General features: G+C 57.7%; 22 protein-coding genes and 1 pseudogene. 20 read left to right on the plus strand and 3 right to left on the minus strand.

The features are described 5' to 3' along the window. Nucleotides 1-122: 122 nt before the first annotated feature. From GF1_RS13150 to GF1_RS13240, 20 genes and pseudogenes are all read left to right on the plus strand, one after another. Nucleotides 123-2,192: a hypothetical protein gene (locus tag GF1_RS13150; RefSeq protein ID WP_267927007.1), complete on the plus strand. Its 2,070-nt coding sequence runs from the start codon at nt 123-125 to the stop codon at nt 2,190-2,192. Between the two features lie 2 nt (nt 2,193-2,194). Beyond that, complete coding sequence (locus tag GF1_RS13155; RefSeq protein WP_267927008.1) at nt 2,195-2,776, plus strand: LpoB-related protein; 582 nt, start codon at nt 2,195-2,197, stop codon at nt 2,774-2,776. A 145-nt stretch (nt 2,777-2,921) separates the two neighbouring features. Continuing rightward, nucleotides 2,922-4,412 carry a hypothetical protein gene (locus GF1_RS13160; RefSeq protein WP_267927009.1) on the plus strand — a complete coding sequence of 497 codons (1,491 nt, stop codon included), beginning with the start codon at nt 2,922-2,924 and terminating at the stop codon, nt 4,410-4,412. A 3-nt stretch (nt 4,413-4,415) separates the two neighbouring features. After that, complete coding sequence (locus tag GF1_RS13165; protein ID WP_267927010.1) at nt 4,416-5,006, plus strand: hypothetical protein; 591 nt, start codon at nt 4,416-4,418, stop codon at nt 5,004-5,006. After that, nucleotides 5,003-6,625 (plus strand): peptidyl-prolyl cis-trans isomerase, encoded by a 1,623-nt coding sequence (locus GF1_RS13170; protein ID WP_267927011.1) that lies wholly within the window; start codon nt 5,003-5,005, stop codon nt 6,623-6,625. The genes GF1_RS13165 and GF1_RS13170 overlap by 4 nt, the downstream gene beginning before the upstream one ends. Continuing rightward, on the plus strand, nt 6,615-8,618 hold the full coding sequence (locus GF1_RS13175) for a cytochrome c3 family protein (RefSeq protein WP_267927012.1): 2,004 nt from the start codon (nt 6,615-6,617) through the stop codon (nt 8,616-8,618). The genes GF1_RS13170 and GF1_RS13175 overlap by 11 nt, the downstream gene beginning before the upstream one ends. After that, nucleotides 8,615-9,373, plus strand: coding sequence for a cytochrome c3 family protein (locus tag GF1_RS13180; protein ID WP_267927013.1), 759 nt, complete (start codon nt 8,615-8,617; stop codon nt 9,371-9,373). The genes GF1_RS13175 and GF1_RS13180 overlap by 4 nt, the downstream gene beginning before the upstream one ends. 2 nt (nt 9,374-9,375) lie before the next feature. Further along, nucleotides 9,376-9,576, plus strand: a pseudogene (locus GF1_RS16530) (cytochrome c3 family protein); the annotation flags it as partial. Further along, on the plus strand, nt 9,577-9,789 hold the full coding sequence (locus GF1_RS13190; protein WP_267927015.1) for a cytochrome c3 family protein: 213 nt from the start codon (nt 9,577-9,579) through the stop codon (nt 9,787-9,789). A gap of 239 nt (nt 9,790-10,028) precedes the next feature. After that, a complete protein-coding gene (locus tag GF1_RS13195) occupies nt 10,029-10,781 on the plus strand; it encodes an NHL repeat-containing protein (RefSeq protein ID WP_267927016.1) in 753 nt (250 codons plus the stop codon). A 12-nt stretch (nt 10,782-10,793) separates the two neighbouring features. Beyond that, nucleotides 10,794-11,474, plus strand: a complete 681-nt coding sequence (locus GF1_RS13200; RefSeq protein WP_267927017.1) for a hypothetical protein — start codon at nt 10,794-10,796, stop codon at nt 11,472-11,474. 50 nt (nt 11,475-11,524) lie between these two features. Further along, nucleotides 11,525-11,860: a cytochrome c3 family protein gene (locus GF1_RS13205; protein ID WP_267927018.1), complete on the plus strand. Its 336-nt coding sequence runs from the start codon at nt 11,525-11,527 to the stop codon at nt 11,858-11,860. 5 nt (nt 11,861-11,865) lie between these two features. Further along, nucleotides 11,866-13,230 (plus strand): hypothetical protein, encoded by a 1,365-nt coding sequence (locus GF1_RS13210; RefSeq protein ID WP_267927019.1) that lies wholly within the window; start codon nt 11,866-11,868, stop codon nt 13,228-13,230. A gap of 6 nt (nt 13,231-13,236) precedes the next feature. Next, nucleotides 13,237-14,490: a DUF4382 domain-containing protein gene (locus tag GF1_RS13215; RefSeq protein WP_267927020.1), complete on the plus strand. Its 1,254-nt coding sequence runs from the start codon at nt 13,237-13,239 to the stop codon at nt 14,488-14,490. Next, on the plus strand, nt 14,487-14,669 hold the full coding sequence (locus tag GF1_RS13220) for a YncE family protein (RefSeq protein WP_267927021.1): 183 nt from the start codon (nt 14,487-14,489) through the stop codon (nt 14,667-14,669). Before GF1_RS13215 ends, GF1_RS13220 begins: the two co-directional genes overlap by 4 nt. Nucleotides 14,670-14,725: 56 nt before the next feature. Beyond that, entirely contained in the window at nt 14,726-15,949 is a 1,224-nt protein-coding gene (locus GF1_RS13225) for a cytochrome c3 family protein (RefSeq protein WP_267927022.1), read from the plus strand. Nucleotides 15,950-16,018: 69 nt separating this feature from the next. Then, nucleotides 16,019-16,558: a methyl-accepting chemotaxis protein gene (locus GF1_RS13230; RefSeq protein WP_267927023.1), complete on the plus strand. Its 540-nt coding sequence runs from the start codon at nt 16,019-16,021 to the stop codon at nt 16,556-16,558. A gap of 527 nt (nt 16,559-17,085) precedes the next feature. Continuing rightward, nucleotides 17,086-18,135, plus strand: coding sequence for a cytochrome c3 family protein (locus GF1_RS13235; protein ID WP_267927024.1), 1,050 nt, complete (start codon nt 17,086-17,088; stop codon nt 18,133-18,135). After that, entirely contained in the window at nt 18,117-18,272 is a 156-nt protein-coding gene (locus GF1_RS16535) for a cytochrome c3 family protein (protein ID WP_353740414.1), read from the plus strand. Before GF1_RS13235 ends, GF1_RS16535 begins: the two co-directional genes overlap by 19 nt. Further along, nucleotides 18,247-19,575 (plus strand): NHL repeat-containing protein, encoded by a 1,329-nt coding sequence (locus tag GF1_RS13240; protein WP_267927025.1) that lies wholly within the window; start codon nt 18,247-18,249, stop codon nt 19,573-19,575. Before GF1_RS16535 ends, GF1_RS13240 begins: the two co-directional genes overlap by 26 nt. A gap of 480 nt (nt 19,576-20,055) precedes the next feature. On the opposite strand, the gene GF1_RS13245 is transcribed toward GF1_RS13240, so the two are convergent. From GF1_RS13245 to GF1_RS13255, 3 genes are all read right to left on the minus strand, one after another. Continuing rightward, on the minus strand, nt 20,056-21,108 hold the full coding sequence (locus GF1_RS13245; RefSeq protein ID WP_267927026.1) for a tetratricopeptide repeat protein: 1,053 nt from the start codon (nt 21,106-21,108) through the stop codon (nt 20,056-20,058). 189 nt (nt 21,109-21,297) lie between these two features. After that, complete coding sequence (locus GF1_RS13250; protein WP_267927027.1) at nt 21,298-23,076, minus strand: cytochrome c3 family protein; 1,779 nt, start codon at nt 23,074-23,076, stop codon at nt 21,298-21,300. Nucleotides 23,077-23,456: 380 nt separating this feature from the next. After that, a complete protein-coding gene (locus tag GF1_RS13255) occupies nt 23,457-23,678 on the minus strand; it encodes a hypothetical protein (RefSeq protein ID WP_267927029.1) in 222 nt (73 codons plus the stop codon).

A 23,678-nucleotide genomic window follows, 5' to 3' on the forward strand; every position in this document is an offset into this window, starting at 1 on the left:
TGACCAGGATACCGACTGATATCCATGCTGGACGCCCCTGTTCAGGAGGCGACAGGACAGGTGCCTGCGCGCCTGTTTCGCATCTTCGGATATTTCCGGCCCACTTCTTCCACCCGGTCCTGGTGTTTCTCGCTCTCCAGTGCGGTCTGCTCTCCCAGCCGCTGCCGGTCCTGGCCAGCCTCGTCGGCCTGGATGCTTCCTGGAGAATCAGTGAGACCGGCCAGGATAGCGGTCTGGACAACATCAGCTCGTTTGGCCAGCGTTACCATGCCCAGTGGAATCCCCGGGTCACCCAGGCCATTTCCCTGGACACCAACATGAACTACTCCCGGACCTGGACCAGTGGTACCGGTGTTCACGAGACCCTTTCCCCCACGGCCAACTTCCTGGTCCGCAACGACCTCTTTCAGGCCGAGCTGAGCGGCCTGGTCAATCAGACAACCAACACTGAGTCCCAGAAACAGACCGACCAGACCTGGGAGGCCTCACTGAGCTCCACCTGGCAGTATGACTGGTGGCCGACCCTGTCCATAACCTTTGGCCAGAACTGGCTCAGTGACGATGAGACCGTACACCTTGTCGACAACGATCGAGTCTGGACCGAACTGACCGCCGGCTGGGGCCGTAACGGCTTTGACTCCTACTATAGCTATTATCAGCAGGAGCGAAACGACTCGGTCGAGCACTCGACCTATAACGAAAAAAAGCATTTCGGTCGCCTGGAATATCAGCGCATGCTCTTTAACGATCGGGGCCAGTTCGCCATTTCTCAACAGATAACCCAGTCGACCACCGACTTCTCCGCCGCAGTGTCCGCCGGGCAGACCGTCAACATCTCGCTGACCCTGTCCCAGGGACTGGCCGGGGTGGACGACACTCCCGGTGACGGCAGTCTGCCGGCAAACCCCGGCCTGATCGACGGCAACATCAACACGACCTCCTTTACCATTCTCCCCGGCGAAGTGGCCAACCTGGGACTTGGAACCGATTACCAGAGGGTGGATCTGCTCCATGTCTACACCACGGAGCTGGATGCCACGACAGTGGCCCAGGCATCCGACCTGCGCTGGGACCTTTACACCAGCGATGACGGCACGACCTGGCAACGGGTCCTGATCAATCCGACGACCAGCTATAATCAGACCGAAAACCGCTACGAGGTGGAAACAGGCGGTGTCCAGGCCATCTATATCAAGCTGGTGGTCACGGCCTGGCCGGCCTTCGCCAATATTCCGATCACCGAAATCCATGCTTTCAGGACCGTGACCTCCACCGGCAACGAAGTTGTAGACTCCCAGCGCCAGACCAAGTACCTGACCGATCTGAACTTCCGCTTTGACCCGACCAGTGATACCCGGCTCACCTACTCCCTGGTCTGGGACAACTCTGATTTCAATATCGGTAATGACCGGACCCGGCTCTTTCAGTCGGCCAGTTTCAGCTGGCAGTACAGTAAATATTTCACCCCCACTCTGACCATCAACAACACCGACACCATCAATTCGGAGACCATCGATACCACTACCCGGTCCTACGGGCTCAACATTCGTTCCGCGCCCCTGGAAACCCTGGACACAAGCCTCAGCATCACACGCAATGAAAACTACCAGGAAGGCTCCCGGCTCTCCAGCAATCACACCATCACCCTGCTGACCTCGGCCATCCTCTATCCCGACCTGGAATCCACACTGGATATCAACCTCTCCTTCAACAAGAACGAAGAGGCCGGGACCAGCACCGAGGAAAATTTCAGTGTCCGCTGGAGCCTGACTGCCAGGCTGCGGTCGACCCTGACCGCGGACCTGGTCGCCGATTACAGCGGAGACTCCCTTTCCTGGACTGACGTGACGGATAACACCGCCTCCGGAGGCAAGGCCACTCTCAACATCAACTGGCGTCCCTCTGATCTGGTCTCCTTTCAGATCAACGGGGCCCAGGGCTACGGCAACCAGGAGACCGACAGCCAGAGCCTGCTCTTTGACTCCAAGTTCTCCCTTGTCCGGACCAGGAAGACCCAGGTCACCGTGGGCTACCGGACCAGCTGGAACCAGGAGGACACGCAGCACAGTTTCAACTCCAATCTCAGCTGGAATATAAGCCGTTACCTGACCCTGCAATCCATTGCCTACTACAGGCTTACAGACGAAGAAAACAGCTGGGCCGTCAACGCCCGCCTTACAGCCAGGTTTTAGCCATGAAAAAGACCATTTTCTACGCCGTGATATCAGCTCTGTTCCTTCTTCTCCACGGATGTGCCACCATGGAGACAAAGAGTACCTCGACCTTTGTCCGTGAAGGGGTTGACCTGGGATATGTCACCAGGGTCGCTGTTCTGCCCTTTGAAAACAACACCCAGGATGACTTCGCCGCTCAGCGAATCCGTGATATAACCGCCACCCAGATCCTGGCCATGGGCATCTTCGACGTGGTGGACAAGGGCATCGTCGACAGTGCGCTGCGGGAAATGGCCATCGACCAGGATACCCCGATGGACGCGCCCCTGGTGAAACGGCTTGGTCAGCGTCTGGGGGTCCAGGGCTTTATCCTCGGTACGGTCAACGGTCTCGGTGAACGGCGCCAGGGATCGTTCAGCTATCCGGAGATATCCCTGACCCTGGAACTGCTCGACGCCCAGTCGGCCCTGGTACTCTGGCGGACCAGCGATACCATGAGCGGCTACTCGCTGTCCGACCGGCTCTTCGGCTTAAGTCCGCTGGACAGTTTTCAGCTCACCGTCAACCTGCTGCAGAACATGCTGGCCACCATACCCAAGTAAAGACGAGGTTACCGGGTGCAAAAAGCTGAGGGACACATGGAGATACCATCACCGGCAATCCCGGTGCAGCGGTACGGGGGCCGAACGCCAGGACTCAACTCAGGTTCACGGGCAGGAATAATGCAAGGCAAGCGGCTTTAACATCATGCACAACCACCGAGCACTCATACTGGCCCTGCTGCTCTGGATATCATGGCCTCTTGCAGCCCAGGGCCAGACCATTGCCCTGTTCCCGCTGCTGGACCTGACCATCGGCGCCAACGGAGTCAACCTGGAACTGACCTCGCAGCTGCGCAGGCAGCTGGAGGAGCGGAATTTTGAACTGGTCGATGAAGATACGATAATGCGTTTTCTCGTCCGCCACCGGATCCGTACCCTGGGCCGGCTGACCAGTTACGAAATCTCCATGGTCAAAAAGGAACTGGACGCCGAGTTCACCATGGTGGGGACGGTCTGCGAACTGAAAGACAAGCCCGGACCTGCCATCAGCCTCAGCCTCCAGCTGATCCGTACCACGGACAGGGTCATCATCTGGTCCAATGCCTGGGAACTTTATTTCGCCGACAGGATTACCCTGCTGGGACTGCATGATCCCCGGGTCCTCGACGACATGTATCAGGACTTTTTCTCCCGGCTGCTCGATTCAATGCCCAGGGAAACCCTGCCGGTGGCCGAGGCAAAAAAGGAGCTCAATATCGACTCGGTGGTCCTGACCCCACAGTATGCCCGGCCTGGAGAAGAGATTTCCTGCAAGGTCAAGCTGTACCGCCAGCAGCTGGAAAACCCGATTCAGCCGGACCTAGTCGCCAGGATCGGTAACCAGGAGTACCCCCTGAGCCTGGACCGGGAGGGATACTATTTCATCGCTACCTGGCCGGCCCAGGAGGCCGCCGGTCGATATACCGTCACCCTGCACGCCAGGTGGCCCGACAACTCCGAACAGGAACTGGTGATCGGCTCGTACGGGGTGGACACCGAACCTCCGGAGGTTACGCTCAACCTGGTGGCCAGAGAAATCGATGGTGAACTCTATTTCAGCGATAAACTGATCATTATCCCCAAGCTGCTTAATCCCGAACCGGTGGTCCGCTGGGAGGTCATGGTCCTGGATGACCAGGATGAAACTATCGTCCTCCAGAGCGCGGCCCAGCATGTGCCCAGACGGCTGACCTGGCGTGGCAAGACCAGCCTGGGAGCCACGGCACCCGATGGCGACTACCGGATTGTTTTCAAGGTCTGGGACCGGGCCGGACGGGAGTCCTCGGCCGAGGCCTGGGTCGTGTACAGACACCAGCCGCCGGACATTGTCCTGGAAGTCACGGAAGAGACGGGACAGCTGCTGGTGGATGTGGATAACCTGGAGTTGACGCCCATCTCGTACTGGTGGATGAAGTTCTTTGCCCCGGACGGCCATCTGCTCAAACTGGCTGAAGGGGAAGAGCTTCCGGCCACCGTGACCCTGGAGCTGACCAGGAAAGAAGAGCGCACAGGCCCCATTGAATGTATCCTGGTGGCCCAGGACGAGCTTGGCAACAAGACTTGGCGTCGGATTCGCAACCTGCTCCAGCTGCGCCGGATGGAAGAACCCGAGGATGAAGATATCGAAGTGGAAACCGAATGGGTGGAGGAATTCTGAACCGTGACCCTGCACCATCGCCTGCTCATACTCTGTGGTGTGGTTCTTCTTGCCGGTTGCGCCCGTTCCGGGCCAACGCTCGATGTGTTCGGGCCGCTGCCGGAAAACGCGTCCTGCCGGGTGGCCCTGCTGCCGCTGGCCGACAGGAGCAACTATCCCCAGGGCGGGGCGATCTTCTACAAGATCTTTCTTTCCGAGCTGGTTGCTTCGGGCCGATACCAGGTTGTCCCGGAAGGGGACATCCTGGAAATCTACCAGCAGCTGATGATCTATCCCAGTCAGCTGCCCAGCCAGGAACAACTGGAAATCATCGGTGGCCGACTCGGGGTGTCGCTGTTTATCAGCGGCGAGATTCTCTCCATGCGCGAACCCCGAAGCGGGGTCTACATGCAGCCGGAACTGACCCTGATCCTGCGGTTGCATGACGGCCGGACCGGCGCCGTTCTCTGGTCCACCTATCACCGGCGCCTGGGCACGGATTACCATGAAGTACTGCATTTTGGCCGAATCAACACCATTGCCGGGCTTGCCAGGCGCATGACCCGGGAAATAATAACCCTATGGCACCAGAAAGGACTTGCACCATGCCCATGACGTTGACCCGAACCATCCTTTTCAGTCTCATCATCCTGCTGGCACCGATCTCTCCCGGCCAGGCAGGCTGGTTCTGGGACGACGACACGCTCGTTACCATTGACGGGCAGAAATACACCACCGAGGACTTTCGCACCTGGTGGGAGAACTGGCGGGAAAAGGACCAGCCCCTCCCGGAGACCCCGGACCCCTTTATCGACTGGACCCTGCTCTACCGGGAAGCGGAACGGATGAAGCTCTACGAGGATCCGACCTACCGCAAAAAGGTGCTCACCTTTCTCAAGGCCAGGACCCTGATGATGCTCAAGGCCGAAGAGGTCGACCGGAAAATCGATATCAGCGACGAGGCGATGTGGCAGCGTTACCAGGAGCAGTACGCGCCCATGTACCAGCTTAACATCCTCTTCTTCCACACCAGGGAAGCGGCCGAAAAGACGGTGGAGAGATTTGGAGACCGCCGGGCCGATGATGAGCAGTTTTCGACCCTGCAAATCGGCAAGGATGGCTTGGTGTCCCTGCAGACCAGGTGGTATCGGCCGGTGGGGGTCAATCCGGAATGGCTTGATATTATCCGCGGTCTCAAGCCGGGCGACTTCACCGAGCCCATCCCGTGGCAGAAGGGTTTTGTCGTCCTGCGGCTGCAAAATATCCAGGAGGGCGACAGGGAGGATTTCGCCACGGTCCGCAAATCGATCCGGGATGCCCTCTGGAAGGAACAGGAAACGGTTCGCACCCGGGAGCTTCTCGAGAAGCTGCGGGAAAAATACAAAGTGGTCGTAGACGAAAAGCGGTTGGCGGCCCTGGATATCGAGGCCCCGGATGACTCATTTGGCGACGAGCCGGTCATCACCACGGACCGGGGTTCGGTAACCGAAAAACAATTCATGGCCCAGGTTCGCAGGCTGCAGCGGTTCAGACAGCAGAACGGCTTCAACCAGGACAGTGATTATGATTTCAAGAAACAGGTCTTAAGCGGCATTATCGACCAGACCCTGACCACCTGGGAAGGGTTGGCCCGGGGCTATGAGAAAAAGGCTCCCCTCAAGGGGGTCTATACCTTTTACTGCCAGCACCGGTTGATCAGGAACCTGGAAGAACGGCTCTTCATCCCCGAGGCCCAGGTCACGGACGAGGAAATTGAGAAGTACTATCGGGAACACATCGACGAATTCACCCAGCCGGAAATCATCCGAATGGCCATTGTCGAAGGTACCCGGGAGTCCCTCGATGCCCTGTGGACCGAGGTGGCCATGGGCGGCAACTTCATGGACGTGGCCAGGGAGCGGCTTGGCCACCCGGTGCCGGTGCGGGAGATCCCGTACAATCACCTGGAAGCGGAGGTCAAGGCTGTGGTGGACAAGCTGACCAACGGCGAAATAAGCCCGGTCTTCACGGTCAAGGAGCATGTGACCATGCTCCAGCTGGTGGAGAGAAAACCGGCCAAGGCCATGGAGCTTGACCGGGTCAGGAAACATATCCACGACAAACTCTACCAGGAAAAGGTCAAGGCAGCCAGGGAGGCCTTTCTCGCGCGACTGCGGGCGCAGTCCACCATAGAGATCAATGACAAGGTCTGGCAGAAACTAAGAGATGAGATGGAACCAACAGATGAAAAATAAAATATCCGGCAAAGAGTTGTGGTTGCTGCTGGGAGTGGCAGTGGGTATCCTGCTGATCTCCTGTGTACAGACCAGCAAACAGCCCACCAAGGCCCAGGCCAAGACCTGCCTGGACTGCCACCCGGAAATGGGAGAAAAGTTCAAGCAGGGGTACGTCCATAAACCGGTGGCGGAAAACCAGTGCAACTCCTGCCACCTGCCGCACGGACTCATCGGCGGGCTCTTTCTGCGCGAAAAAGAGCCATCCCTCTGTTATTCCTGCCACGACAACCTGAGGCTGGCTCCCGATCAGAAATCCGCCCATGACCCTGCCGGGCCGGGAAAATGTTCCAACTGCCATAAGCCCCATAACAGCCAGAATCCGGCCCTGCTCAAGACTCCGGCGCCGGAGAACTGTTATTCCTGCCACGAGCAGAAGAACTTTGAGAAAAAAGTGGTCCACGCACCTCTGGCCAAAGGATGCCAGACCTGCCACAATCCGCATAAATCGGATAACATCGCCCTGCTCAACCAGGAGCCCGATGCCCAGTGCATGAGCTGTCATGAGGTGGACAGGAAATCGTTCATCACGGCCCACAGCAACTATCCCGTTACCACCGGCTGCCTGCGTTGTCATACGCCCCACTCCGCGGACCAGCCTTTCCTGCTGCGGAAAAATATCCACCAGCCGGTGAAAAAGGGGGAATGCAGCAGTTGTCACCAGGTTCAGAAGAACAAAATCCTGACCAGGGATACACCGAACAATCTCTGTCTGAAATGCCATACCTCCCCAGACCCGGGCAGTACGGGCAGCAGCCATAAACCCCATGTGGACCGGAAGTGCACCTCCTGCCACGCGATCCATGCCAGCGATGCCCCTCTACTGCTGAAAGAGGCACCGGAAAAGATATGTCTCACCTGTCACCGGGTAGAAGACATTCCCATGGCCGAGTCCGGGGAAACCGATAACACCGGGGCAAAAAAAGTAAAAATCATCAAGAGTGTGCATGAACCGGTGGCCGGCGGCAACTGCCTGGACTGTCATAATGGCCATGCCTCGGCCCAGAAGAACCTGCTCAAAACGGACAAAAAGGGTCTGTGCCTCTCCTGCCATGACGCCCGGCAATATGAAGAGAGCCCGGGTTCGCACCCGCCGGAGAACGGTAAGGCGTGCAACACCTGTCATCAGCCCCACAAGTCCTACAATCCCTCTCTGCTTGTGCAGAGCCAGAAGAAGCTCTGTTTTTCCTGTCACCGGAAAGAGTCGGACGAACAGGGACGGTTCAGTCTCCATCGGCCCTTTGCCACCGGAAACTGTGTGGGCTGTCACAGTCTGCATGGCGCAAAAGAAGAGAAATATCTCAAGGCATCCCGAGAAAACGGCGCTCTCTGCCTTTCCTGCCATGAAAACATCCAGCAACCCGGCGAATCGATCCGGCCCCATGAACCGGTGGCCAAAGGCCGGTGCGAGCAGTGTCATGCCCCGCACGCCGCCGACTACGCCAACGTCATTCGGCAAAAACCAGGCAGGATATGCCTCACCTGTCACGAAGACGTAAAAAGCACCATTAACAACGCCGCGGTGGTGCATCAGCCGGCCGTGGACGAAAACTGCATCAGCTGTCATGCGGCCCATGGCTCTCCCCACGAACATATCCTCAAAAAGGGCCAGCCTATGCTTTGTCTCACCTGTCATACCGAAGTGGCCAGGGACTGGCGCAAGGGCGTGATTCACAAGCCGGCCATGCAGAACTGCATGGAGTGTCACCGGGCCCATGGCTCGGATGAACCGGCTATGATCAACTCCAGACCCGAAGCGCTCTGCGTCCGATGTCATGAAAGCGGAACCACCGACTTTCTTGCGGCCCACTCCAATATCAGACCAGGAGCGGATTCCTGCATCAGCTGCCATGATGCCCACGGCAGTCCGGACAAGGGGTTGCTTTACCCGGTCGGCCATGCACCGTTTCTCGAGGGAACCTGCAAACCCTGTCATGACGGGAGGGCCAAATGATAGTACGCCAACTCTTTTTCAGTCTGGTTCTTGTCCTTGGCTTTTCGGGGCTGGCTCCGGTTCCGGCCCTGAGCGCCGAGGTCTGTTTCCAGTGTCACGATGCCAAACAGTTCCAGGCCCGCTATGTGCACGAACCGGTGACCGCCTCCCAGTGTGCCACCTGCCATAACCCCCATGTGGCCCGCTACCCTGGCCTGCTGCGCAGCCGGGAAGATATCCTCTGCTACAGCTGTCATAAGAAACAGAAAACCGACTTCAAGCAGGGAATTATCCATGAACCGGTGTCGAGGGGCCAGTGCAGCGTCTGCCATGCCCCCCATGCCTCGAATCGCCAGGCTCTGGTGCGTGACAATCTGGCAGAGGACTGCTTTAGCTGTCACAAGACCCTGCCCAGGGAATTCAAAAACACCCATAAACCCTTTGCCGAGGGTCAGTGTATCTCCTGCCACCGGCCGCACCGGGCCGACAACCTGGAGTTGCTGAACCGGGAACCAGACGGTCTGTGTCGTTCCTGTCACGAAGCGCCACAGCTGGCCGAGAGCCACAAGAACTATCCCGGCAAAATCACCAACTGTCTTTCCTGCCACAACCCCCATGGCAGCGAACGGCCGGCCCTGGTGCGCGATGTTCTGCACAAGCCTTACGAGGAAGGCTGCGCCTCCTGCCACAACACCCCGGGCGGCAACACCATGGCGGCCTGTCTGACCTGTCATGAACATGTCAAGAGCCAGATGTATGCCCCCACAACCACCTGACCCTGCACGAAGGCAACTCCTGCCTCAACTGTCATTCACCCCATGCCGGCAATGACAAGGCCCTGCTCAAGGGTCCGGAACGGCTGCTCTGTGCGGCCTGCCATGAGGAGACCCTGGCCGGTTACAAGAAGAGCAAATCCAAGCATCCGCCGGTCAAGAAATGCAGCCAGTGTCACCAGTCCCACGGGGCCACGAACCTGGCCATGCTCAGGGGCAATGGCAACGATGTCTGTGTCCAGTGCCATGAGGACCAGGGCAAGTTCACCCATCCGGTCGGACCCGAGGTTCTGGACTCACATACCGGCCAGATGGTGACCTGTGTTTCCTGCCATAATCCCATGGGCACGGAGTACAAGTATCACCTGATAGAGGAAGGGAAGAAGGCGCTGTGCGTACTTTGCCACAAGACCTACTAAGCCAGACCCGGGGCGGAACGTGCAGGCCTGTCGGCTGCCCCGCTACCCTGCCGGCCGTGGACTCCGCAGCTGCGGAACAACGATGAGGTAATCGTGCGATGAAGATCAGAGTGTCAGCCTGGCTGACAGGGTCATTTTTGACTCTGTCGCTGCTTTTGACGTATAATACAGTAACGGTAACAGCCGGTTCGCCCTGGCGCTGGAGCCTTGTTCTCAAACAAAATGTACCAAAAGATGCCATGATCATGCCCACTGCCATGTATGTCGATGCAGAAAAGGGGCATTACTACGTGGTGGACTCCGGCCGCAACCGGCTGCTCTCCTTTGACCGTCGGGGCGAACTTCTGCACATCTTCAATGCCGGCAAGGCCCTTGATATCCCCTACGACATCATCCGTACCGGCCGGGGCGGTATCTGGGTGGTGGAAAAGGGCAAGAACTCGCTCAGCTACATCGACCTCAAGGCCCGAAAAGTTGTTCCCCATACCCTGAGATATCAGGGCAGGCTCATCTATCCTGACCGGATAGAACCCCTGGAGGACAATATCCTTGTTCTCGACAAGGCCACCGGAAACATCATCGAGTATTCCGCCGACCTGATCCCCCGTAGACTCTTTTCCTGCGACAACTGCCCCTGGGGCTTTGTCGACTTCAAGATCCATGATGGAAAACTGTGGGCCCTGGACCAGCGCAACAAGTCCATCCAGCGCTTTAACCTGGACGGACAGGTGGAACAGGTGCTGGAGCTTGGCAATGATGTCAACTTTCCCGTCTCCCTGGCCGTGGGACCGTCCGGGTATATCTATGTCCTGGACCGACACCGGCGCGATATCGCCGTGTATGACAGGGACGGTTCATTCAAATATCGTTTTCTGCGCGGTGGTATTGCCCAGGGACAGCTCTATTATCCCATAGAACTCCGGTTTGACCCGTGGGGCGGGCTCTGTGTGGTGGACGAGGGAAATGCCAGGGTCGAGGTTTTCCGCAGATAGGGAGGGGGCCAAATGATGCGCCATACGATATGCTGTACTGTTTTAGTGCTGCTGGCCATACCGGTCGCGGGCAGCGCCAGGGTAACGGGCCCCTGTGTCAACTGCCATACCATGCATAACTCCCAGAACAATTTTCCGGTCACCGACAGTGGTAGCCCCAACAATGCCCTGCTGGTCTCTGACTGCGTCGGCTGTCATACCGGGACCAACAACGGGGTTAATGACACCCCATATGTCTTTGACACCAGTCCGCCCATGTACGGCGACACCGGCACCGAAACCACCGCCAATACCCTGGCCGGGGGCAACTTCTACTGGGTCGCCGCCGGCGGCACCCTGATCGACGATCGGTTCGGCCATAATGTGGCCGGCATCGCCGCCCCGGACGCCTCCCTTTCCCTGCCGCCCGGCGGTGACGGCACCTTCAATACCCAGCTCCGTTGCGCCGGCACCTCGGGCTGCCATGGCCGCCAGGGTGTCAGTGAACAGATATCTGCCATGAAAGGGACCCATCACTACAAGGACCACACCATCTGGCAGGATGGAACCACCCTGGCAAAGAGCTACCGTTTCCTCGATACCATCCAGGGGCTCGGGATCCGGCGTATGAATTCCACCCGGATTATCTGCAGCACAACAAGTACTACGGCCGGGACCGGACCTCCGAAACCGACCAGGCACCAGGCACCATAAGCTCTCAATGCGCCCGCTGCCACCAGAACTTCCACGACGGCTCCGGCTCCGTGGCCTCGTCAACCACCTTCGGCACCGGGGTCTGGCTCCGGCATCCCACGGACTTCGACATGTCGGGCGCCCTGTCCTCCTCTGAATATCGTCAGTATAACGGCGGTTCGGGGACAAACAACACCTACAGCGTCATCTCGCCGGTGGCCACCGAGGACACCTCCACCACCCTCAACACCACGGTCTTCACGGTGCAGAACGACGCAGTGGTGATGTGCCTCTCCTGTCACCGGGCCCATGGCACGCCCTATGCCGGTATACTCCGCTGGAACTACAAGGCATGGCCCGCCGCAGGTTTCAACGGCTGCGCCGTCTGCCATACAGCCAAGGATTGAAAAAAATGGATCGCATGGACACACTCTTTACAGGATCAGCCTGCCGACAGCGCCCGCCGGGCCGTCCGGCCGGGAGCCCATGGTCGCGTCTGCGGACCGGGCTGCTCGTCACCACCCTGTGCAGCCTCGGCTTCTTCATTCCCTGGTCAACCCAGGCCGGCCCCTACATGGATTCAGCCCACGGTTCAGCCACCGACGGGGTATACCGGGCCACCATAGGCGATCCGCCTCCGGCGGGGGCCGGCTACTCCCGGGGCAACTGCGCCCACTGCCATGAACAGCATGCCAGCATCGAGGGAGCCGAACCCTTCCCGGCCAATGGTCCGGCCGCCTTTGAAATCTTTACCCCCAATTTCAACACCGCGGCCCAGACCACACCTTACAGTGAAGCAGACAACTTCTGTTTCTCCTGCCACAACTCCACAGCCTCGGTCCAGCAGGTGCTGAACCGGGATTACAGCGAGACCTTTGGCTGCGACAGCGCGGGTAGTGGTCCCACCTCCATCATGGATGCCATGAACCAGATATCCTATCACAATCTCTATGATATCTGGTCGTTTTCCCGGAGCCAGTTCAGCTGGTTCCGCGATGATTCCAATCCCTGCGGCGCCTGCCACAATCCGCACCTGGCCCGGAGGAACCTGGCCAACACCAGGGACCCGGCGTTCTCCGCCATTTCCAAACCAACGGACCATTTTTCCCTCTGGGGCCCGACCCAGACCATGGGGAGTGCGTATAACACCAGCTATGAACCGCCCTTCTGCAACGACACCGCCACCAACCGGGAGCCGGATGGCAGCGCCGATGCAATAAGCGGCCGGGCCAACACTCCGGATTATGTCGGATTCTGTACCGACTGCCACAACACCTCCACCACCATCAGTTCCACCCTGCTGGGTACGGTCATCCAGATCGACTGGTCCTCAAGCGGAGACAAACACGGCACGGCCGGTGACAGTCCCGGCGACACCATCAAAGGACCTTACAATGCAACAGGCACCTATGTTCTCTCCTGTGCAGACTGCCATGAACCCCATGGTGCCCCCAATATCAGACTGCTGCGCAGACGGGTCAACAGCAGTACTCTTTCCGACGCCAGCGACCAACCTGCCAACATCACCAATCCTGACTCGGTTCAATGGGGTTATCTGTGCAGAAAATGTCACATGGATGATTACGACGCCGTGCAGGCAGGACTGAATAACTCCAGCTACAGTACAGGAGAAAAAAATAAATGGGAATATGTGCACCATCTCGCCAGTGATCGCCCCTACGTCCAGAAACAGTGTGGCTGGTGCCATCCTGGAGGCGGATCTAATCCCCCTCCCATCAACTGCAACCAATGCCACCTTCACGGCAAGACGTTCTGAGCCGTCATGAAGCATCAAGCCAGGTCAGCATATCAGCTCCTTGCCCTTTTCCGGATCCCACTGGCACTGCTCCTCCTGCTGGTATCCTGTGGTCCACCGGAAGCAGGCTATGACAGCAATCACCCGGCCCGGTTTCAGAGCGGCGGCCAGCTCTCGCTCTTTCTCAACCTCCGGCAGAGCGAAGGGCCGGCGGTGGAGCTGACCATCCAGGCCATGGAGGTGCTGGCGGATAACGGGAGCTGGAACCTGGTCAGCGACCGGCCTGTCACCATATCCACCCGCAAGCTGAGAGGCGGCCAACGCTTTCTGGCCAGAAATTACCTGCCCCAGGGACGCTATTCCCGTCTCAGACTGACCCTGGACCAGGCCCGGCTCGGCAGTACCACCCTTTCCCTGGCCTCGCCCTCCATGGAACTGCCCCTGCGCGGGCCGCTCTACGTGGGCCCCGGTGATTCGCGATCCCTGTTTCTGACCTGGGACGTGAGACGTTCCATCCAGAACGACACCACCTTCCAGCCGATTCTGCAGGTGGCACCCAGACTCAAACATCTCATGGCCGACGTGGCCTACGTGGCCTGTCCGGATATCGACACCGTGTTCATGATCCGCACCGACAAGAACTGGGTCTACGATTCCCTCGGCGTACGGGGCGAGCCGACCTATCTGGCTCCGGCACCCCTTACTCCCCGGGAGAACCTCTATGTCCTGACCCAACGGGATCAGGACATAAAAAAGGTGGCCCCCTCGGCCAACCGGGTGGTGGAGACCTACTCCCTGCCCATGACCGGAGATCCGGTGCACATGGCGCTCAGTCCCGACGGCAGGTGGGGCTATATCGTCGACCGGCAGCGGGGTAATATTCTGCGGATGGACATGCTCTCCGGCCATATCGATCAGCGGGTCCGGCTCGGCTACGGCCCCTGTTTCGTCCTCTACCTGGAGAAAACAAACCTGGTTGCCGTGAGCCTTGGCATGGCCCAGACCGTGGTTTTGCTCGATCCGGAAACCCTGTCCACAGTCCGGACCATCTCCACCGGCAGCCGACCCGAGGGTTGGCCCTGTGGAACGACACCCTGCTCTACATTGCCGAATCCGGAGCCAATTCAGTGCTCATCTATGACCTGGAAAACAACAGGGAACGCAGTCGCATTCCGGTGGGATTTTCACCCCGCCGCCTTATTGCCACCAGCGGCTTTATCTACGTTGCCAACCATGGTTCCAGATCCCTGTCACTGCTCAGCCCGGGACAGCTGGGAGTGACACGCTCCATCTCCCTGTCCGGTCGGCCGCTGGAACTGGCGGAGGTGGTACGCAGCCGTTGGATCTACGTGGGAAACGAGGACCGAAAGGAGCTGACCATCATCGATCCGGTAACCAGCAGGGTAGCGGGACACATCGAGCTCGGTGGTCGTCCCCGGGGTATTGCCATCATCGACTGAGAACCTGATATTTCAGACAGGAGACCAACCAGGCTCCCTCGAAAGCACAGAGAACCATGCATATTTCATCAGCAAAGAAAAAACTCCTTATCCTGCTGCTGGCCATGCTGCCGGCAGCAGCTCTTTTCGTCCAGGGCAATGGATATGCCGAGGAAGTGGATCCGCAGGACTGCCTGCACTGCCACGCCGAGAGCATCAGCCGGGCCATGGGTCTGTCCCATATCCATGCCCCGGTGCTTGAACAGAACTGTACAGTCTGCCATGTGACCGCCGCAGCGCCGGCCACCGCCACCCCGCTGTCCGCGAAAGACGACAGCCGGAACACCGGCAACCGGGCCCCCAAGACCAGAAAAATCCGCTGGCTGAAACGTCATGACCATCCGGCCCGGGACCACTGGTTCCTCATTCCGGCCAAAAACGTCGACGACACCATCTTTGTCCGGAAAATCGGCCCGGAAGGGCGCCCCGAGGTAATCACCCTTTCCCTGCCTCCTCTGGAGACCCTGCCCAGCTGGGAAAATGACAGACAGCCGCCGGCCATCAGCGACATCCGGTTTCTCGGGGTAGAGCGCGGGGTACTCCACAGCGCCGTGGTAACCTGGAAGACAGACAAACCTGCCGGCTCAAAGATCATGTATGGTATCCGCCGCGTGGATGAACACTCCACTTCCTACGAGGCCGTGCTTGCCACCGAACACACGATGGCCATTTCCCCGGTCAAACGGAACAAAACCTATCAATATGTGATCACGGCCAGAGACATGTTCGGTAACGTGGCAAAAACCACTGTCCTCCAGTTTTCCACCGGAACCGTCAGCGCCACCCCCCTGCTTGCTGAGGATCCCCTCCCCACCCGGTCTGTTCGCCTTGACCATCGTTTTTTTGCCCTAGGCAGGAAGTACCTGCTCCAGTTCACCGCCGATCAGCCAACCTATCTCGCCGTGGGCACCCATCGCCAGTTGCAGAAAAGGCCGGTGGTGATGAGAGCGGACGAAAGCGGGGCAACATCGTCTTTCCAGCATGTACCGCTCAAAAGCCGCTACGAAACCAGCGTGACGGTCTGCCGGACATGTCACGAAGACTACTGGCAGGGAACTTCCCATCCGGTCAACATCAGACCCTCGAAGAGGGTGCAGATTCCAGACAGCTATCCCGTACTCTCCGATGGCCGGATTACCTGTATAAGCTGTCACGAACCCCATGCATCGAACAATGATGCCAGGATACGTCAGGCCAGCAAGCGGGATCTGTGTATTGACTGTCATCGCAATTATGGCTAAACCGACATGAAGGGGACACAGACCATGAGCATGAATACAAAAGTACAACAGATACGCTCTGAACAACCGATGACAAGAATAAAAAGAAAGAAACTCAACCTGGCGGTCAAAAAAGAACTGCAGAAGTGGCTGCTTATCCGCATAACCGGTATAGTATTGCTCTGTTCCCTGGTGGCTGCGCTCATACTCTATTTTTATGCCAGGAGCGAAATCACCTCATCGTTCTTCGATGCCCATCTCAAGATCCGCCGGGTCAGTGATCTCCTGCTGCCGGTGCTGCTCACCGGTTCGGCTGTGAGCATGGTGGCAGGGCTTTTGCTGGCCATGTTCCTGCCCCAGAAGATCGCCGGTCCGGTCTACAGGATAGAAAAAGACCTGGAGCAGGTACAGGAGGGAGAACTGACCAAGGAGATCCGTCTGCGCAAAGGCGACCTGCTCATGGACCTTGCCGATGAGGTCAACAAGGCCACGGCCAGTGTCCGCCAGCGGATTCAGGAGATCAAGGACAATTACCGGGCAGCGGAAAAAGCCGTGCGCGCTGGAAACGATTCCCAGGTGGAGGAGGCCCTGCACCGGCTGGAAGAAAGTCTTTCCCGGCTCAAGACCTGACCCGGGAATATTTTATGTGATTACCACTGAAATTCAACCGATACCTGAAGGTGTCGGCCTCACCTGTTTCACGGGTGTCTGTGGCCTGGATGGCCACAGTCAAGCCCCCAGGGACGGGTTTATGGCGTCCCGTGAAACGGGTGAGGACGACACCGGTTTCAATGCCAAAGATTGATGGTAATCAGAATATTTTAACTGAAGTGAGTGCCTTGAAAAATAAGGAGTTTCGTTCATGATCAGATAAGCGAGTGAGCGAGACTCCGAAATACAATTTTGCAAGGTAGTGTCTGTCCAGAAATGAGGATTTTCGTTCGAGATCAAGGAATGCGAAAAAAATAAGCGCAGGCATATGCGTAATATTCCGAGCATTATTTTTTGAGCATGACGCAGAGATCGGGCGAAAATACCATTTCTGGACAGGCACAAGGTAACCTCAAGACCTGTTTACTGAGTATTGTTGACCGGCTGGCGCTTCCAGCCATGTTCATTGCCCCAGGGATCCAACCACACAAGGTAAAATAACTGTCATGTCCTGTCTGAAAAAACTCTGTCACCTTCAACTGGTCCGGCTCTGCGGCCTGCTCTTCCTTCTCATGCCCATGCTGCCGTATCCGGCCCACGCCTACACCATCCTGACACCCCAAACCGGCAATGGCAAGCTGATGATCCAGGCCAGAAGATCGACCACCTCGCTGGTACTCAAGGTCACCAACCAGCAGGACCTGGCCTATCTTCGGGTGGAACAGGTCATCAACCGCAAGGGAGACACCCAGGTCATCGATGCCCTGGGACACTGGAAGGATGACGGGGTGGATTATGTCCACTACACCCTGCCCATGAAAAGAGGGTCCAACACCTACATCATCTACCCGGATGAACGGGAACTGAAGATTCGGTACCGACCTGTACGGACCCTGCTCAATGTGGATTTCGAAGACCCGGCCGCCCATCTCTTTCATCGCAACGCCGTGGTACCCAGGGACTGCGCCAAATGCCACACGGAGAAGCTGCCAAAAGATGCCAACTTGGACGTCAAGCGACTGCGGAAAAATGAGGATTTTTCTCCAGTCTGCTTCTCCTGTCACCGGCAGCTGATCAGCCAGTCCATGTGGCTCCACAGTCCCTCGGCCAATGTCTACTGCATGAGCTGTCACCGCAAGGGCAAGGGGAACACCAAAATCACCGTGCTGACGGGACGGGTGGATGAAATCTGTTTCGAGTGTCATGTCAATAAACAGAAATTCCGCGATCAGCAACACGTCCACGGCCCGGTGGGCACCGGAGACTGTACGGTGTGCCATGATCCCCATGGTGACAAGTACAAGTTTCAACTCTGGGCCGACGGTCTGAGCGACCTCTGTGTGGGCTGCCATGCCGACAAGAAGGACGCGGCGAAAAAAAGCATCGGATTCTACTCGCACGGCATTATCCAGGGTGGAGGCTGCGTGGCCTGCCACAGCCCCCATGCCAGCGCTGTTCGCTTTCAGCTCCATAAGCCCATAAACGAACTCTGTACCAGCTGTCACATCGAACTGCAGGGGTTGAGCAGGGCCATCCGGTGGGCAACCATCCCCTGAAAAGCAAACCGGATCCGCGCCGGAAAGGACGCGAACTTTCCTGCTCCAGCTGTCATAATCCCCATGGTTCCAGTTACCGGTATATGCTCATAGGTGATCTGCTTGGTGGACATGTCTGCAGTAAATGTCATCGTTGACCGGTATGGCCGCTTGCTGCGGCCTTTCCTGCTGGCTCTGACCCTTCTTGTCCTGTTTTTGCCGGCAAGGGCGCAGAGCGCCGAAGGAGAGGAGAACAGCGTTGCCGTCCAGGTAATTGCCCTGCTGAGCTTTGACGAGCTCGGTGAACCGCTGCGCTATCCCTCCTTTGTCACCTACGACCACGACATGGATGAGATCTACGTGGTCGGCGGGGGCAAGAGCAAGATCGTTGTCTACGGCTCCAACTTCTTTCCCATCGTCTCACTTGGCCCCGGCCGCGGGGTGGATGCCCCCCGGGGCGTGTACATCCACCGGGATGGCACCATCTATGTCTGCCAGGGAAAAACATCGGACAAACCGGGGCGGATCACCCTGTTCAACCCGGCCTTTTTCAAGGAAGACGAAATTGCCCTGGACCAGATTCCCGAAGCCGAGGACTTCTCCCCGCGCAACATGGTTATCGGCCTGACTGGAAAGATGTATGTTGCCGGGCAGAACACCAGGGGCCTGCTCGTCCTGGACAGCGAGGGCAACTTCTCCCACTGGCTCCGGCCCATGGACCGTATCTACGATCCAGAGGCCTTCAAAGAGGCAACGCTTGCGAACATGTTCGCCGACGAGACAGGTGGTGCCGGGACTGACGAGGCAACGGCCGAGGATTTAGAGGAAGAGGAAGACACCCTGGACATGACAGAGTTGCTGCCGCCCGGTCTCCTGCCCGGCAAGGCCCAGGATTACAAGAAAGAGCGTAAAGCCGGGCACGGACCGGTCAAGGTCACCGATGTGGCCACCGACAGGGAAGGCCACATCTATATTCTCAGCGAGGAGACCAGCAAGGTCTATGTCTATTCCCACAGCGAGGAATTCCTGTTCTCCTTTGGCCAGAAAGGTGGCTCCACCGGCAAAATGAGCCGTCCCAGGGGACTGGTGGTCGATGAGGAGAAAAAGGCGGTCTACGTGGTGGACTACATGCGCCACACAGTGCTTATCTTCGACATGGGCGGCACCTTCATGCATGAATTCGGCGGTATGGGCGGCGCAGCCGGCTGGTTCCAGTACCCCTCCTCCCTGGCCCTGACCAGGGATGGATATCTCCTGGTTGCCGACCTCTTCAACCAGCGCGTCCAGGTGCTGGATATTGCCTTTGAATACAAGTTCCCGCTCTTCCAGAACCCGCAAAACGGCCAGCAGCGGCCAGAGGTGAAAACTCCGGAAGAGGTGGAAGAGGAGCTGAAAAAGGAACGGGAGCAACCGGGGGAACAGGGACCAGACATCCTCCAGCCTGCCCCTCTTGGACAGTGAATCCTGCATAGCCTATATCCTTTTGCCTGCCGGGGCAGGGCGGCCTCCGGCCAAGGTTTTGCCTGTCCCATTTTCCGTCGCACCACTCAATGCCCGCCCCTCGTCTGGCAACCGCCCGGCCAGGATAACCTTCCCTCCGCATCCCACCCCATTCGCCACTCCCGGCGGCGTGCCGCATGGCGGAGCAAGGCAGGTTCGGGAAATTTGCGCCGGCTCCGCAACGTCCCCTCAGCCTGTGGCCATGCCCCGGGAGTCATCCGGACGGATCTATTGTCGCACCGCAAACCAGTTCCGGGCGCATGAAAAAAACATATCTGTCCAGGGTTAACAGGTCCGGTGAGGGTGGAGATTCCTGGCCAAGCCGTTCATCCCTGATGAAGGGCCATGGGAAGAGAATTTTCCGGTAACAACAAAAAAGGCCCGGGGACAAATGAAAAGCCCCCGGGCCGGTTCGACGCAAGCCATGGCGTATGAAAATAACTACTCGTGCAGCATCATCTTGCGCTGCAGCAGTTCATAGGCCTTTTTATACTCCCTGGCAGCTTCTTCGGGCGCGCCCAGTTTCTCCTGGAGGGTGCCGATCAGGAAATGGAGATCCGGATCACGGCCGTGGCGAAACAGCAGCGCCTGCATGTCGGCCAGCGCTTCCTCAAGTTCACCCATCTTCATGCTGACCCTGGCCAGGCATATCTCCGCCTTGAGGGAATCGGGCTCCTGGTCAAGTCCGGCTTCCAGTTCCTTGATCGCCTCGTCGAGCTTGTCCTGGTCCACGTAAAGACAACCCAGTTCGACCCGGGCCTCGGTAAGCTGCGGATCCAGTTCCAGAGCTTTCTTCATTTCCCGGACAGCGGCTTCCAGCATGCCCTTGTGCTTCATGGTCATGCCCATGTGCATGTGGCGCCGGGCCAGTTTCTGCTCCTTGGGCATTTCCTTCATCTCGGGATTCAACTCCGCCTCGAGCTGTTCCCGGGTCTTCTCACCGAGCATGACATCGACCTCACCCCGGAGACGCTCGGCGATATCCTTGGAATATCCCACCCCTCCGGCAACATTGCCTTTGGCATCGATGAGCAGCACCGAGGGCAGGACATAGAGGCCGAACTTTCCGTACGCGGTCCGATTGGGATCCACATAGAGCGGAACGGACAGCCCGGTCTTTTCCATGACCTCATTGACCACACCATCACCATCGTTCTGGACATTGACCACCAGCAGCGTCACCCCTTTTTCCTTGAGATAGGGCTGCAGGTCCTTGACCACCTTGAGTACTTTGATGGACCGTTTCTTCTTCGCTTCAAGATCACCGCCCCAGAACACAAGCAGGATGGGTTTCCCGGCATGGGCATGAATGGAGGTACCGGGTTCGGTCCTAAAGCCGGCAAACTCCACATCCGGAGCCGGCTTGCCGATCTTCAGGGAGCGAAAGGGAAAGGATTCTGCCCGGCCGGTTCCATTGATGACAAAAAAACCGGCGATAAACAACGAGAGCAGAAAAAAATTGATTCTTCGATAGGTACTGATTGTTCTCACCATCTTATGAGCACTCCGTCAGACTATGACTTAGATTTTCCACTCCGCTAAACCAGCCTGCGGATCCCGGTTCAGCTATCAGGGGCAAGGGTGTCCCGAAACGGAGCGGCCCTGTTGCTGCCACTCCGCTCAAGGATCCACCTTTTGTGCGGTCCTGCGCTTTCCCGGGCTTACGAGAGTGAATAATGGATGTTATTTGCCATGCTTTTCCACAGGTTTGTTCCTGTCATATTTCTTCGGAGCATGACAGCCGACCACACAGCCACCACCGGTCTTGGTCGAAGTGAACTCGATGGGATACGACCAGCGGCCAAAGGGTACCTCGTAGCGGATATGCTTGGCCTGGCTACTGGCATGGGGGTTATGACAGGCGATACAGCTCCGTCCCTTTTTCCGGTTGACATGGAAAAAGTGGAGATTGTAGCTGCCATCGCGGAAGTTGGTCAACTTGGTGGTGTTTTTCTTCTTGGCAACGTCCTTGTTATGGCAGCCAAAACAGAGATCATACTTCTGCGGCTGGTATTCGGTGTAGAATTCCTCGGGAAAATAGCGCACCAGAAGGCGGCTGAACTCGGAGCCATGGATGTTATGGCACTCGTTACAGCTGCCTGTCTTGACCGGGCCATGGAGATTCTTGCTCTCGGCAATCTCGTCGCCAAGATCCTCATGGCAGGTACCGCACAGTTTGATGCCCTTGCCCTTGAGCAGAGAGCTCACATCGGAACCGTGCGGCATATGGCACTTGGTGCATTCGCCCTTGGAGACCGGCTCATGCTTATACTTGGCCGTATCGATGGCCTCGTAGATTTCCGGGGACACATCCCGATGGCAGCTGGCACAGAGATCTTTGGGTGGAGCCACCAGCTGGTAGCGGGTATCCGAGCTATGCGGATCGTGGCAGGTGCTGCAGTCCTCTTCCACGGGCTCGTGGGTATTTTTTCTGGTAAGCTGCTCCCGTACATTTTCATGACATTCAAAGCAGAGCTGGCCCTTGTCCGGCGGGGCGATCAGCAGCTTTTCATTGGCAGAACTGTGCGGGTAATGACAGGCGATACAGTCACCGGTGCCCACGGGACCGTGCTGGTGCTTCCTGGAAAACATCTCCTTTTCGTGGCAGTTGAAGCAGAGGCTTGCGACCATCTTGCCATCACCACGGAGCTGGAAACGCATGGGGGACTGATGCGGATCATGGCAGTCCACACACCCTTCTTCCACCGGCGGATGCACAACATTGGCCTCGAGATCCTTTCTCTTGCCCTCATGGCAGACGAGACAGAGATCCTGGCCGGTCCGCTCAAGCTGCAGCGGCTCGAACGATCCATGGGGATTATGACAGGAGATACAGACCCCGGCGCCTACAGGACCATGGACATGGGCTGCCTTGCCCATGGTCGAATGACACTTGCCGGTGGTACAGTTGGAACGGGCCGGCACAAGACGGGTGAAATTATACTTGCCGCGCCGCTTGCGATGGCATTCCTTGCAGCTCAGCTCTCCGGCCTTGGCGTGAACGTAGAATCTTTTGAAGCCCTTGGGCGGTTTGGCGCCCTTTTTCACGCTCTCCTTGGGGGCATAGTAGACCTTGATCTGTTTTTTGGCCCCGGCCCCGGAAACTGTGATGATATTCTGTCCCTTCTTGAAGGTAATCAGGGTCCCGAAGGTCCCGTCCGTGACCGGAACAATTCCCTTGGCCACCTTGGTGGCCACTCCGGTTATGGCAACCTTGTCAGTCTTGGCCCCTTTGATATGTCCGGCAAGGAACACCGTCTTCTCCGTAATAAAGGCGCCATCGGGTGGCGAGACAACGACAATCTTCGCCTTGCCGCCCTTATCGTTCTTTGCGGCCAGTGCCTGCGTGGACAGGATCATGACAAACAAAACCATCGTCAGAACCGCCAGCAGATACACCGGCCATCTCGTACCGACCTTGATATGGCACGATCTGTGCCGTCTCTGGTGCACTCTAACCATTACTTCCTCCTCCTTTTGAACTGTTCTTTCCTTTTTTGTTGCCTACCTCTATTTTCTCACAATGTCCTGCGCCTCCAATTTCACAGAACAAATCCAATATAACAGGGTCGATGGGATAGATCAGGCAATTTTATGCCCGAAGGGGGAATTTGTTGTGCGGACACAGTGTAGGATCACCATGACACCCATCCCACCGTCATCACGGTCATGGCGTCAAGGCTGGATGCACAAACTCAGTACAGCATATTACGGCGTCCAGGACAAAGAAAAAAGAGGGTTTTCCTAATTGTGGGGCTCTAAAACCCTACATCAGGCAGAGGATTTTCCTGATTTTCCAGCCGGGCGGGAGCAGCCCGCGCCCAGCCGGAGAGGGCGGAGACCTATCGGTAGAGATCCGGACCGCGCTGTTTGGAGTTATGGTAGTACTTGAAACGGAACAGGGCATCCAGACCATGGCAGTCGATGCACATGAGCGAATAGGTCTGTTTGCGCAGGAAACTGTTGGTGGCCCGGCCTTCCACGTTGACACCGGCGCCGATCCGGTCATATCTCGGATCCCACTGGTGCACCTCGTGGCAGGAAGCGCAGGAGATGTCGCCCAC

Origin of the sequence: Desulfolithobacter dissulfuricans, from assembly GCF_025998535.1 — a bacterium.
Lineage (GTDB): Bacteria > Desulfobacterota > Desulfobulbia > Desulfobulbales > Desulfobulbaceae > Desulfolithobacter > Desulfolithobacter dissulfuricans.

What these genes read in the sequence shown, in the direction of transcription:
- GF1_RS13155 (WP_267927008.1), top strand. Translation starts at nt 2,195, where the DNA reads ATGAAAAAGACCATTTTCTACGCCGTGATATCAGCTCTGTTCCTTCTT.
- GF1_RS13160 (WP_267927009.1), top strand. Translation starts at nt 2,922, where the DNA reads ATGCACAACCACCGAGCACTCATACTGGCCCTGCTGCTCTGGATATCA.
- GF1_RS13170 (WP_267927011.1), top strand. Translation starts at nt 5,003, where the DNA reads ATGACGTTGACCCGAACCATCCTTTTCAGTCTCATCATCCTGCTGGCA.
- GF1_RS13175 (WP_267927012.1), top strand. Translation starts at nt 6,615, where the DNA reads ATGAAAAATAAAATATCCGGCAAAGAGTTGTGGTTGCTGCTGGGAGTG.
- GF1_RS13180 (WP_267927013.1), top strand. Translation starts at nt 8,615, where the DNA reads ATGATAGTACGCCAACTCTTTTTCAGTCTGGTTCTTGTCCTTGGCTTT.
- GF1_RS13190 (WP_267927015.1), top strand. Translation starts at nt 9,577, where the DNA reads ATGCTCAGGGGCAATGGCAACGATGTCTGTGTCCAGTGCCATGAGGAC.
- GF1_RS13195 (WP_267927016.1), top strand. Translation starts at nt 10,029, where the DNA reads ATGATCATGCCCACTGCCATGTATGTCGATGCAGAAAAGGGGCATTAC.
- GF1_RS13200 (WP_267927017.1), top strand. Translation starts at nt 10,794, where the DNA reads ATGATGCGCCATACGATATGCTGTACTGTTTTAGTGCTGCTGGCCATA.
- GF1_RS13210 (WP_267927019.1), top strand. Translation starts at nt 11,866, where the DNA reads ATGGATCGCATGGACACACTCTTTACAGGATCAGCCTGCCGACAGCGC.
- GF1_RS13215 (WP_267927020.1), top strand. Translation starts at nt 13,237, where the DNA reads ATGAAGCATCAAGCCAGGTCAGCATATCAGCTCCTTGCCCTTTTCCGG.
- GF1_RS13225 (WP_267927022.1), top strand. Translation starts at nt 14,726, where the DNA reads ATGCATATTTCATCAGCAAAGAAAAAACTCCTTATCCTGCTGCTGGCC.
- GF1_RS13230 (WP_267927023.1), top strand. Translation starts at nt 16,019, where the DNA reads ATGACAAGAATAAAAAGAAAGAAACTCAACCTGGCGGTCAAAAAAGAA.
- GF1_RS13235 (WP_267927024.1), top strand. Translation starts at nt 17,086, where the DNA reads ATGTCCTGTCTGAAAAAACTCTGTCACCTTCAACTGGTCCGGCTCTGC.
- GF1_RS13240 (WP_267927025.1), top strand. Translation starts at nt 18,247, where the DNA reads ATGTCTGCAGTAAATGTCATCGTTGACCGGTATGGCCGCTTGCTGCGG.
- GF1_RS13245 (WP_267927026.1), bottom strand. Translation starts at nt 21,108, where the DNA reads ATGGTGAGAACAATCAGTACCTATCGAAGAATCAATTTTTTTCTGCTC.
- GF1_RS13250 (WP_267927027.1), bottom strand. Translation starts at nt 23,076, where the DNA reads ATGGTTAGAGTGCACCAGAGACGGCACAGATCGTGCCATATCAAGGTC.